Source organism: Gordonia effusa NBRC 100432 (assembly GCF_000241305.1).
In the GTDB taxonomy this organism is placed as follows: domain Bacteria; phylum Actinomycetota; class Actinomycetes; order Mycobacteriales; family Mycobacteriaceae; genus Gordonia; species Gordonia effusa.
Window position 1 is genome coordinate 26,211 of the sequence record NZ_BAEH01000008.1, and the last position, 10,855, is coordinate 37,065.

The 10,855-nt window shown below is 63.6% G+C and carries 11 protein-coding genes; 6 read left to right on the forward strand and 5 right to left on the reverse strand.

Annotated features, from left to right (window positions below; all coding sequences use genetic code 11):
• Positions 1-18 precede the first annotated feature (18 nt).
• The gene (locus GOEFS_RS00830; protein WP_007315961.1) at positions 19-1,503 is read left to right on the forward strand and encodes a sensor histidine kinase; all 1,485 of its coding nucleotides are present in this window, start codon (positions 19-21) and stop codon (positions 1,501-1,503) included.
• Between the two features lie 124 nt (positions 1,504-1,627).
• Here GOEFS_RS00830 and GOEFS_RS00835 read toward each other — a convergent pair whose 3' ends face one another.
• Positions 1,628-1,882, reverse strand: coding sequence for a WhiB family transcriptional regulator (locus tag GOEFS_RS00835; protein ID WP_007315962.1), 255 nt, complete (start codon positions 1,880-1,882; stop codon positions 1,628-1,630).
• A 319-nt stretch (positions 1,883-2,201) separates the two neighbouring features.
• The gene (locus GOEFS_RS00840) at positions 2,202-3,158 is read right to left on the reverse strand and encodes a diacylglycerol/lipid kinase family protein (RefSeq protein ID WP_040524185.1); all 957 of its coding nucleotides are present in this window, start codon (positions 3,156-3,158) and stop codon (positions 2,202-2,204) included.
• Between the two features lie 108 nt (positions 3,159-3,266).
• On the opposite strand from GOEFS_RS00840, the gene GOEFS_RS00845 reads away from it, so the two are divergent.
• Positions 3,267-3,746 carry a hypothetical protein gene (locus GOEFS_RS00845; protein WP_050949719.1) on the forward strand — a complete coding sequence of 160 codons (480 nt, stop codon included), beginning with the start codon at positions 3,267-3,269 and terminating at the stop codon, positions 3,744-3,746.
• Between the two features lie 70 nt (positions 3,747-3,816).
• Entirely contained in the window at positions 3,817-4,611 is a 795-nt protein-coding gene (locus tag GOEFS_RS00850; protein ID WP_007315965.1) for a ParA family protein, read from the forward strand.
• Positions 4,612-4,615: 4 nt separating this feature from the next.
• Here the strand turns inward: GOEFS_RS00850 and GOEFS_RS00855 are convergent, their stop codons facing one another.
• Together GOEFS_RS00855 and GOEFS_RS00860 are read right to left on the reverse strand one after the other, a co-directional pair.
• The gene (locus GOEFS_RS00855; RefSeq protein WP_007315966.1) at positions 4,616-5,881 is read right to left on the reverse strand and encodes an Rv3212 family protein; all 1,266 of its coding nucleotides are present in this window, start codon (positions 5,879-5,881) and stop codon (positions 4,616-4,618) included.
• A 34-nt stretch (positions 5,882-5,915) separates the two neighbouring features.
• Entirely contained in the window at positions 5,916-7,616 is a 1,701-nt protein-coding gene (locus GOEFS_RS00860; protein WP_007315967.1) for a DEAD/DEAH box helicase, read from the reverse strand.
• 318 nt (positions 7,617-7,934) lie between these two features.
• On the opposite strand from GOEFS_RS00860, the gene GOEFS_RS00865 reads away from it, so the two are divergent.
• Together GOEFS_RS00865 and GOEFS_RS00870 are read left to right on the forward strand one after the other, a co-directional pair.
• Positions 7,935-8,612, forward strand: a complete 678-nt coding sequence (locus tag GOEFS_RS00865) for a ferritin-like fold-containing protein (RefSeq protein ID WP_007315968.1) — start codon at positions 7,935-7,937, stop codon at positions 8,610-8,612.
• Between the two features lie 65 nt (positions 8,613-8,677).
• Entirely contained in the window at positions 8,678-8,911 is a 234-nt protein-coding gene (locus tag GOEFS_RS00870; RefSeq protein WP_007315969.1) for a DUF3107 domain-containing protein, read from the forward strand.
• 49 nt (positions 8,912-8,960) lie between these two features.
• Here the strand turns inward: GOEFS_RS00870 and fasR are convergent, their stop codons facing one another.
• On the reverse strand, positions 8,961-9,629 hold the full coding sequence (fasR, locus tag GOEFS_RS00875) for an HTH-type transcriptional activator FasR (RefSeq protein WP_040524175.1): 669 nt from the start codon (positions 9,627-9,629) through the stop codon (positions 8,961-8,963).
• A 109-nt stretch (positions 9,630-9,738) separates the two neighbouring features.
• Here fasR and GOEFS_RS00880 point away from each other — a divergent pair, with 109 nt between their 5' ends.
• On the forward strand, positions 9,739-10,848 hold the full coding sequence (locus GOEFS_RS00880) for a DUF3152 domain-containing protein (RefSeq protein ID WP_007315971.1): 1,110 nt from the start codon (positions 9,739-9,741) through the stop codon (positions 10,846-10,848).
• Positions 10,849-10,855: the final 7 nt, after the last annotated feature.

Here is a 10,855-nt window from a genome sequence, read left to right on the forward strand (position 1 = left end):
TCGCCGGAGATGCGACTGATGTCGACTCTCGCCGACCTACTGGCCGCCCACACCGCGCTGACCGACGAAGGTGCGGGCCACCTACAGCGACTTGTCGCCGAATGGCAGCTACTGGCCGACCTTTCCTTCGCCGACCTACTCATGTCGGTTCGTACCGTCGGCTCCGACGACGAGCCATCGCGAGTCCTCACGGTGGCGCAGTGCCGCCCGAACACGGCGTCGACGGTATTGCCCCGCGATGAGGTCGGCACTGTCCTCGACGGTGGCAGTCCCAAGACGCTCGACGCGGTTTTCGACGGATACCCCGCCCACGACACGGTGGCGAGCGGCGGTGTGACGGTTGGGCGCCAACTGTGGCCCATCGGCTTCGACGGCGAGGTCATCGCGGTGCTGACGCGAGCGGTCGACGCCTCCACTCAGAGTCTGCCGTCGCCGCTAGAAGCCGCGTACAGCGAATGCGCCGACGATCTGTGTCAGATGGTCAGCGACGGCGGTTTCCCGCTCGCCGAGGACAATCCGACGGGTTTATCGACGCCTCGTGCCGGCGACGGTTTCATCCGCCTCGACCCCGACGGCGCCGTCGTCTATGCCAGCCCGAATGCGTTGTCGGCATTCCACCGCATGGGCTACAGCGCGGAGTTGTCGGGAACGCTGCTCGCCGAAGTCATCACGACGTTGCTGACCGATGCGTTCGAGGCGGCTGACGCAGCGCAGATGTTGAAGATGGCAGTTGGCCAACGGCCCGTCGACGCCGACGTCGCGATGCGGATGGAGGTCAACGCGCGCAGGGCAACGGTGCTCATCCGCGCGGTACCGCTACGCCCGGCGTCGCATACCACCGGCGCGGTGGTCCTCGTCCGCGACGTCACCGAGGTCAAACGCCGCGATCTCGCGTTGATCAGCAAGGACGCCACGATTCGGGAAATCCATCACCGGGTAAAGAACAATCTGCAGAGCGTGTCGGCGTTGCTTCGGCTCCAGGCGCGCCGGACGTCGTATCCGGAGGCGCGTACCGCTCTTACCGAGGCTGACCGACGCGTCGGGTCGATCGCGCTGGTTCACGAGCTGCTGTCGGGCAGTGTCGACGAGGAACTGGATCTCGACGAGGTCGTCGATCGGCTGATGCCGACGTTGCTCGACGCGGCTGGCGGCACTCACACGCAGGTGCAGCGCAGCGGCCGGCTGGGTGTGCTGCCCGCCGAACTGGCGATGCCGCTGGTGATGGTGTTGTCCGAACTGATCCAGAATTCGGTCGAACACGGTATGTCCGACGGCTCGCACGGGCGGATCACCATCACCGGCCATCGCGATATGCGCAGGCTCAAAGTAGCTATCAGCGACGACGGGCATGGCCTGCCGCGCGACTTCGACGTATTCACCTCGGAACATCTGGGGCTGCAGATTGTGCGCACGCTGGTGGAGATCGACCTGGGGGGCGTGCTAGAACTTGGCGCCAGCGAGGGTGGCGGCACAACCGCGACGGTGACCGTGCCAGTCCGCTAGCGAGTCAAACACATTGTGGTGCAAGGTTTTTCGGGCATATAACTCGAAAGGACCCGGCAATGTGCCGGGTCCTTTCGAGGATTGTGCCGCCGGGCTGTGGCGGCGAACTTTTCTAGAGCGCCGTTCAGACGATGCTGCGGGCGCGAGTGCGAGCGTTGCGGCGCTTGAGAGCGCGACGCTCATCTTCGCTCATGCCACCCCACACGCCGGCGTCCTGGCCCGAGTCCAGTGCCCACGAGAGGCAGTCGGCTGTAACCGGGCAGCGGTTGCAGACGAGCTTCGCATCAGCGATCTGGGCGATGGCCGGTCCGCTGGTTCCCACTGGGAAGAACAACTCCGGATCTTCATCGCGACAGATTGCGTTGTGACGCCAGTCCATTCCTTCTCCTTCTAAAGGTGCCTTGGGCACCACTCATCGACTCGTTGTGAGTTCTTTGGCTGTTACCGCTAGTTCACACACGCGCACACCGAATGTTTCCGCGTTGTTGCTTGTGAATACTTTCACGAATTGACGTTAAGTCAATAGGCTTCCGTTAACACGTGGTCAAAGTCACTACACAGGGGGTACCTGAAAACCGCCCTGTACCGTTGTACTACGCTGCGAGCGATCTGACCAGGCCTTTTTGGAAAAAGCCCAGGTAGGGGGCCTGCGTTCGAGCGTGAGATTAGCCACAGCGATGAGCGAAACCGCAGGTAAATCAGGGTGCGACGATCTGTAACGCCGCTTTGCGATAGCCGAATTTCAAGTGCTGATGGGTACCGATGTAGTCGCCGTCCATCTGTACGTCAAGGGGCTGCGGTGCGGTAAATATCACTTCACTGACATCGTCATTGCGGTAGAGATGGCCAGCCTTGGGCGCGACGTTGGCGAGCAACCGGTAGGCCAGCGGCACGTTGCGGAGAAAACCCATCGACGTCGAGGCGAAGATGCCCAGACCGTTGTGGAAATCGGTATCGGGGTTGGTCCGGATTTCCCGGCCGCCGAGGTAGGTCCATGGGCTGGCATTGCTGACAAAGCCGAATGCGACGTCGGGCAGATGCACCGTGGGTGCCGACCCGTCCGACGTCGCGTGCGGGCGGACTTCGACGTCGAAACGCGCGGCGTCGGCTCGATGGCGGATGAAGGTCGCGACCGTCGTGCGCAGATAGCGGTTGGGCGTAGCGGCTTTGCCGGCGTTGCGTTTGCGTTCCATTTCGCGAACGACCATCGCATCGACGCCCATTCCGCAGTTGAAGATGAACCAGCGGTCGTCGGTATGCCCGAGGTTGACCGCCCGCCGCTTGCCGGTGGCGAGTAGGTCGATGAGTTGGCCGGTCGCGCGCAAAGGGTCGCGTTCGATGCCGAGCGCACGCGCGAAGACGTTGGCGCTGCCGCCGGGAATGACGCCGACTGACGGCAGATCGTCGGCAGTAGTGGAGTCCGACCTGTCGGGCGCGCCGAGAACCCCGTTGACCACTTCGTTTACCGATCCGTCGCCGCCGTGGACGATGATGACGTCGCACTCCTCGGCACGGGCGCGCGTGGCTAACTCGCCAGCGTGGCCTCGGTGGGTGGTTTGTTCGACGATCAGCTCGAACCGAGAGTTGAGGGTGTTGACCAATGCGTCGCGTCCCGCGGGGGTCGTCGAGGTCGCGAACGGGTTCACGATCAGCATGGCGCGCACGGCGCCCAGGATATGGGGTCGCGGACCTAACCGCATAATCGTGGCGGGTGAAAACGCCCCGCGTGCGGCACCCGCGGAACGGGCAATACCCTGAGATGCGTGCAGGATGAAGCGCCGCAGGGCCACCCGACCGACGATCACCAGCCACCGACGTCTATTCGGCGGGCCGGTGCCGTGGTCGCGCTCGAAGGATTTCTCGGTGTCGGTGCTGCCATCGTCCTGGTGATTCTCGGACTGCTCGACGAAAGTGGGCGGATTGCCAGTAGCCATAGCTATGGCACGGCCGCATGGTTCGCCATCATCGGCGGTGGAGTGCTCTGCGGCGGACTCGCACTGCTCACCGGGCGACGCTGGGGCCGGGCGATTGCGGTGGTGGCCCAGATCCTGTTGGTGCCCGTCGCGTTCGCGTTGCTGACCGGCAGTGAACACGACTACGGAGCGTATCGAGTCTGGTACAGCGTGCCACTTATCATCGCCGCGGTAACGGTACTGGTTTTGTTGTTTATGCCCTCGTCGGTGCGGTGGCTAGCCCAGGATTTCGGCGAGGACGAAGACGGCGGGAACGTCACGGGAGCGTAATCGACGCACGGGTTTCACCGAGGTTGGGTGCGGCCGCCCATTCGGCGGCCACAGCCCATACGATGTCCGTATGACCCGCACTCTTGCCATCGCAAATCAAAAGGGTGGCGTCGCTAAGACCACCACGGTCGAATCGATTGGTGCCGCACTTGCCGATCTCGATGTCTCGGTCCTGGTGGTAGACCTGGATCCGCAAGGCTGCCTTACCTTTTCGCTCGGCCACGACCCGGATCAGTTGGAGACGTCGGTACACGATGTGCTGCTGGGGGAGGAGGAGATCGGCGACGTTCTGCTCGATACCGAAGATAATGTGACACTGCTGCCGGCCACTATCGATCTCGCTGGCGCGGAAGCGTTGCTGTTGATGCGACCCGGTCGCGAATACGCGCTCAAGCGTGCGCTCGCCGAGGTTGCCGAAGATTTCGACGTCATTCTGATCGATTGCCCGCCATCGCTCGGCGTATTGACACTCAACGGGCTAACCGCCGCCGACGAAGTTGTGGTGCCGTTGCAGTGCGAGACGCTGGCACACCGCGGCGTTGGCCAGTTGCTGCGCACCGTGACCGAAATCCAGCAGATCACCAATCCCAACCTAGAGATGTTGGGAGCTGTTGCGACACTTTATGATTCGCGTACGACTCATAGTCGTGACGTGTTGTCGGATGTGTCCGACCGGTACGACCTGCCGGTGCTGAGTCCACCGATTCCGCGGACCGTGCGCTTCGCCGAAGCGTCGGCGTCGGGAAGTTCAGTGATGCGCGGCCGCAAGAATAAGGGCGCCGACGCCTACCGTGAATTGGCTGACAACCTGTGGAAGCATTGGCAATCCGACGCCGAGTTGGAGACGTTCGTCTCAACCACGTAGCAGGTCAGTTGTCGATCGGTGCGGCGCCGTATGCGTGTAGCTCGTCGCCCCACTGTTCGTAAAGCATACTTCCCATTACCCCCGCGGCGATGGTCTGCCCTTGATAGTTCTTGCGGGACAACGGAATCCGACGTACCTCGGTCCCATCGGTCGACCTACGCACGGTGAGGCCGTCGCGCGTCGGGATGAGAAGCTGCCCACCCATCACGATGCCCGGGCCCAGGGTGTTGGGGATCTGGTAGAGCGGCCGGATGGTTTGGGAATCGAGAACCACGGTGCCCGTTCCAGTCCAGAACGACGTGAGCCCGCCGCGGGTCACTGAGAGCGAATCGGCCGGCGCGGCGAGCGGCCCGACAACTGAACTTTCGCCGAGTTGCGCTCCGTCCGAGTCGAATTGGCGAATCGTTGCTCCGCGCGGTTCGGGGCTGTTGCCGCCGCCGTCGTAGACGGCGATCCCCGACGTCGACATCGCGATGATCGTGGGTGCGGGCTGCGCTGTACCGCTGGTGAGGATCATCGACCCGTACTGGGTGACCTTCTCGTCCTTGTCCAGGGTGCTACCGAGCACGGTGAGCCGGAACCCGGGCTCATTGTCGCAGCGTTCGATGACCGCCACCCGGGACCCGGCAATCGCCGACGAATGGATCAGACAGAGTTTGCCCTGATGCGGCTGTACCCCGAATTTCACCGGAGAATCGACGCGGCCGTATTCGATGCCGCGGACCAAGTTGTTTCCCCAGGTCTCCAGCCGAGTTGGGCCCTGCGAAACCATATAGCCCGAGTCGGTAACCAGCCGGATCGTCTTATCGGCGAGGCTCGACCGCGAACCTTGCCGTCGACCGGAGGCGGCGTTGACCGTGGTCACCTCGCCGCACCCGCGGGAATTCTGATATACCCCGACGGCGAGGGCATCACTCGCACTGCCCCAGGCGGAGATCGCGCATAGCGGCAGGTTGCGGGTGTATCGCCAGAGGACCCGGCCGGTGGCGGGATCTCGGCCGGCTAGGGTGCCGTCGGCGCCGGTGAGGACCACCGACTCCGCCGTCTGCGGCACCGACGACGCCGGTGATGGTGCCGTCCAACGTTCGACGAATCGTTCGGGGGCGACCTCCGGCTCGACGACCAGCGGCGCATCCCGGCTCGCCGGCAGGCTCTCGGTGTGTCGCGCGGGGCTGAACCACCACACGGCGACGCCGACGACCGCCAGCACGGCGACGATGCACAGCGACACCGCGATGTCGATCGGGTGCCGGCGTTCCGGTGAGACCAAAGTTGCCCTTTACGAATCCAATTCGCGGGCCGGGCTAGGTCGCCGACTCGCCGCCCGCAACGCTACCGGAGTCGGCCGGGGCCGAGCCGGTCGTCGACGACGTGTCGTTCGAACGGCGTCGACGCCTGCGTCGCTTTCGCGGTGCGCCATCGCCGGAGGGGGCTTCGGTATTCGCGGATGCGTTGTCGTCGGGGGCTGCCGTCGTCGCAGGGGTCTTGTCATCGGCCTCGCCATTGCCGGAGCCCTGACCGCCGCGGGTCCGACGTCGCTGGCGGTTGCTGCGCTGTTTCGCGCGCTCGGCATCGCCCCGCTCCCGCTTGACGTCCGGACGTTTGGGGGCGCCTTCAGTCGCGCGGGGAGCGCCGACGCGACCGGTCGCATCGGCCGGGATGTTCAGCTCTTCGCGCAAATGCTCAGAGCTGGAATAGGTTTCCACCGGATCGGGTACGCCCAGGCCGAGCGCGTTGTTGATCAGTTCCCACCGGTGCAACTCATCCCAGTCAACCAGAGTGATCGCGGTCCCGGTACGTCCCGCGCGTCCGGTGCGGCCGATGCGGTGCACATATGTCTTGTCGTCTTCGGGGCACTGATAGTTGATGACGTGGGTGACGTCATCGATGTCGATGCCGCGGGCGGCGACGTCGGTGGCGACGAGGACATTGATCGTTCCGTCGCGGAATTTCTTGAGCGCCTTCTCGCGTGCCACCTGGCCGAGATCGCCGTGTACCGCGCCGACGGCGAAACCGCGTTCGGCGAGGTCGTCGGCGACCTTCTGGGCGGTCCGCTTGGTGCGGGTGAAAATCATCGTCGCGCCGCGATCGGTTGCCTGCAGCACGCGGGCAACCAACTCTGCCTTATCTAGGGCATGGGCGCGATAGACATGCTGCGTGGTGCGCTCGTGAACAGCCGAATCATTGGCGTGTTCAGCACGAATATGCATGGGGCGGTGCAGGAATGTCCGCGCCAAGGTAACGATGGGACCCGGCATGGTCGCCGAGAACAACATCGTCTGGCGGGAGTCACCGCGCTCAGGATTAGCCTCGGGCAATGCCGACATGATGCGTTCGATATCGGGGAGGAAGCCGAGATCCAACATCTCGTCGGCTTCGTCGAGGACGAGGATCGCGACCTTGCCAAGAATGAGATGCCCCTGCTGTGCGAGGTCGAGGAGCCGGCCCGGGGTACCGACCACAACGTCGACGCCGGCCTGCAACTCGGCGATCTGCGCCTCATACGGTCGGCCGCCGTAGATCGACGTGATCTTGAGTGGCCGGACCACACCGTCGGGCAATTCGACGGTGAGTTTCTTGGCGGCGACCTCCAGATCGCCGGTCACCTGCAGACACAACTCGCGGGTCGGCACGATGACGAGTGCACGCGGTGTGTTGTCGAGGGGGCGAATGCCTGACGGTGTAGCAGCATCACGTGACCCGCTCGCTGCGCTCCCGGCGTCACTCGCAGTCACCAGGCGTTGCAGCAGCGGCACCCCGAAGCCGAGGGTTTTACCCATGCCGGTACGCGCCTGACCGATTAGATCGCTGCCGCCGATGGCCAGCGGGAGGGTCAGTTCCTGGATCGCGAAGGTGTTGGTCTTGCCGTCGTCGGCCAGTGCCGAGACAATTCGGTCGTCGACGCCGAGTTCGGCGAATGTCGGTGCGACATGCTCCTCATCGACGATGGTGGTCTGTACGTCGTCGCCGGGTGGCGCGGGATTTCCGGTGGTCGTATTTGTCATGTGGCGTCTTGCCTTCCTAGGTGCACTCGCACGCACATAAAGGCTCCCTGCCAGCAAGTATGCGGTGTGACTCGCGGCGGCGCCCCGACGTCGGGGCGCTGGTCGAGCAAGCTCAGGTGTGCGCGCACAATATTCGGCATCGTCACTCTCGACGCGGCTCGCAATGCGGAGAACGCAGGCGCAGCGTATCGGCGGTGATCAACGCCGCCGACCATTGTAGCTGGTGAACACCGGTGCCGCGGTTGGCGGATCCGTTCGGAGGGTCTGCCGGGCACTTGGCCGAACCTCGCGGCCGTCCCTCGCTTACCATTTAGCACTATGGCGGAGAGTTCACCGGTGAAGTCGGAATCGGACGCGGCAGTCGAGCAAGGTATTGCCAAACTGTTCGCTGTGCTCTTGGCGGGGGAGTATGCGGCTTACACCCGACTGATCGCCGAGTCGGCGATGGCGCCGGACATCGGCAGCAGGGTGGCCATCGCGCGGATGGCGAGCGCTGAAATGGGGCATTTCGATCAACTCGCCGAGCAGGTAGAGCAGCGTGGCGGCGACCCGATCCAGGCGATCGGCGACTACCTGGACGTCTTCGACCGCTATCACGGCTCGACCAACCCAAAAACCTGGTACGAAGCGATGGTCAAGGCATATGTCGGCGATGGATTGGCGGCTGACTTCTACCTTGAGCTCGCTCATATGTTGCCGCCGGGCCCGCGAGCCGTCGTCGAAGGGGTGATGGCGCAGACGGACAATTCGCTGTTCGCTATCGACCAAGTACGCGGCAAGATCGAGGCCGAACCCGATCTGCGCGGGCCGCTCACGCTCTGGGGGCGTCGGCTGCTCGGCGAGGCGATCACACATGCGCAATGGGTACTCGCCGCGGAAGAGGACGTCACCGACCTGCTCTTCCAGGGCTCCGGCGATCTGCAGGCGGTGTCTCGGTTCTTCGATTCGATCTCGGAGCGACATGCGAAGCGGATGGCCGACCTCGGTCTGGGATGAATCCCGCTTTCGCTGTCAGCGGAGTGAGTGACTCACCGGTGAGGTTCTGAACTAGTCTGGGTGACATGAGCGTCGAAGTTAAGATTGGTATCACCGATAGCCCCCGTGAACTGACCATCCAGTCCACCGATTCCAGCGACGATATCTACAAAACGATCGAGGACGCGCTCGGTGGCAAGCAGGCATTGTTGACGCTCACCGACGAAAAGGGTGCGCGGTTTGTCATCCCCGTTGCCAAGGTCGCCTACGTCGAGGTCGGCAAATCTGAAACACGCAAGGTCGGCTTCGGCGCGGCCTGAGCGTCAAAAAACCTTTATTCGCAACGACTTTCGGGACTTCCGCCGGCGATCAGTGATCGTCGGCGGATGGCGTTTGGCCGGATTTACCCTCGGAGAAGCCGTGCATCGGGACCGCCGATAGCCCGCCCCAGAGCAGTGCGACGGTGGTGTCGACCGCGGTTTGTTTGTCGATCGGGCGGCGGGCTTCTAGCCAATAACGAGCATTGACCTGGCTCGCGCCGACGAGGCCGGCGGCCAACATGCGAGAGCGATACGGATCAAGTCCCGAATCGTGCATGACCAACCCGTAGATGGCGTCGACACATGCTTCGGTCGCACCCTCGACTCGCCGGATCACCGCGGGATCCATTGCGTCCGAGGAGAAGATCAGCCGATAGCCGGAATTATCCTGATCGATGAAATCGAAGAACGCCTGTACCGCGGCCCGAACACGTTGACGGTTGTCCGTGGTACCCGACAATGCGCTGTTGACATCGCTGACCAGCTTCTCGGCATGTGAGTCAACAACCGCGATATACATATCGAGTTTCGACGGAAAGTGTTGATAGAGAACGGGTTTACTCACGCCCGCATGGATCGCGATCTCGTCCATGCCGGCCGAGTGATACCCGCGTTCGACAAAGATCTCGCTGGCGGCGTCCAACAGCTGCAAGCGTCGGGCGCTGCGCGGTAACCGAGCGCCGCTACGCCCCGCCTGCGAACTGGCTGTGGTTGACATGCGGATCAGATTACTAGGGGGCCACCAACTGTCGCTGGGCGCATGAACCTCGGCCAAGACACGAGGTACCCTCCCCGGCATTTACCGGGGGTTGTGAGAAGGTTAACGCGTGAGCCGAACTGACGATGGTTCGACCGGACCCGAGCAGAAGTCCGACGACGGCCCTAGCGGGAGTAATCAGCACACCCCGCATTCCGGTCCATCCTACGCCCCGACGACCGGCGGTTCGTCGCGTCCGACGGCGGATGCGGAGCAATCGCGATCGCGACGTCCCCGTCCCGACCAGCCGCTGCGTGCGCGTTGGGATCCAACCGACGATAGCGGGCGCAACCGGTCCGAGCGGGAGACCCAGCGCAAGAAGCAGACCGCGCTCGGACGCTTTGTCAGCACCTACGGCTGGCGCGCATATGCGATTCCGGTCCTCGTGGTCTTGACCATCGCTCTCATCATCGTCACCGTGCAGCAGCACAAAACCGAGGGCAACGGCGCGGAAACCACCCCGGATCCGGCCGCGCGCAATACCGACGTCACCAAGGAGTCCAAACCAATCGGTGCGCCGACCGGCACAATCGCCGAAGCTGCGTTGCCGATGGGCGCGTTGCCGGCCGGCGGGCCGTTCACTCGCACCGGGAAGAAGACCTTCCACGTGGTACCCGGGACCACCGCTCGGGTCGGGACCAGCGGCCAGATCTACACCTATACCGTCGAGGTGGAGAACGGCCTGAACGGCTCGGATTTCGGTGGTGACCGGAGTTTCGGCAAGTTCGTCGACGCCACCCTCGCGAACCCGCGTAGTTGGACCGGCGATGGCAAAGTTTCCTTCCGCCGAATCGACTCCGGTGAACCCGACCTGCGGATTTCGCTCACATCGTCGAATACCGCTCGCGAGTTATGCGGCTACCAGATCAAACTCGAGACGTCGTGCTTCTATCCGCCGACCAAGCGCGTCACGCTCAACGAGGCGCGTTGGGTGCGCGGCGCGCGGTCGTATGAAGGCGACGACATGGGCTACCGGCAGTACCTCGTCAATCATGAGACCGGACACGGCATCGGCTATGAAGCCCATCAGCCGTGTAAGGAAAACGGTGCGCTCGCGCCGATCATGATGCAGCAGACCTTCGGTACGGCCAATCGCGAGATCGTCGCGCTCGACACCGACATGAAGGCCAACGAGGCGTTGGTTTGCCGGCCGAATCCATGGCCGTTCCCGACTCGCTGACTTGGTC

What these genes read in the sequence shown, in the direction of transcription:
- GOEFS_RS00830 (WP_007315961.1), top strand. Translation starts at nt 19, where the DNA reads ATGTCGACTCTCGCCGACCTACTGGCCGCCCACACCGCGCTGACCGAC.
- GOEFS_RS00835 (WP_007315962.1), bottom strand. Translation starts at nt 1,882, where the DNA reads ATGGACTGGCGTCACAACGCAATCTGTCGCGATGAAGATCCGGAGTTG.
- GOEFS_RS00840 (WP_040524185.1), bottom strand. Translation starts at nt 3,158, where the DNA reads ATGCTGATCGTGAACCCGTTCGCGACCTCGACGACCCCCGCGGGACGC.
- GOEFS_RS00850 (WP_007315965.1), top strand. Translation starts at nt 3,817, where the DNA reads ATGACCCGCACTCTTGCCATCGCAAATCAAAAGGGTGGCGTCGCTAAG.
- GOEFS_RS00860 (WP_007315967.1), bottom strand. Translation starts at nt 7,616, where the DNA reads ATGACAAATACGACCACCGGAAATCCCGCGCCACCCGGCGACGACGTA.
- GOEFS_RS00865 (WP_007315968.1), top strand. Translation starts at nt 7,935, where the DNA reads ATGGCGGAGAGTTCACCGGTGAAGTCGGAATCGGACGCGGCAGTCGAG.
- GOEFS_RS00870 (WP_007315969.1), top strand. Translation starts at nt 8,678, where the DNA reads ATGAGCGTCGAAGTTAAGATTGGTATCACCGATAGCCCCCGTGAACTG.
- fasR (WP_040524175.1), bottom strand. Translation starts at nt 9,629, where the DNA reads ATGTCAACCACAGCCAGTTCGCAGGCGGGGCGTAGCGGCGCTCGGTTA.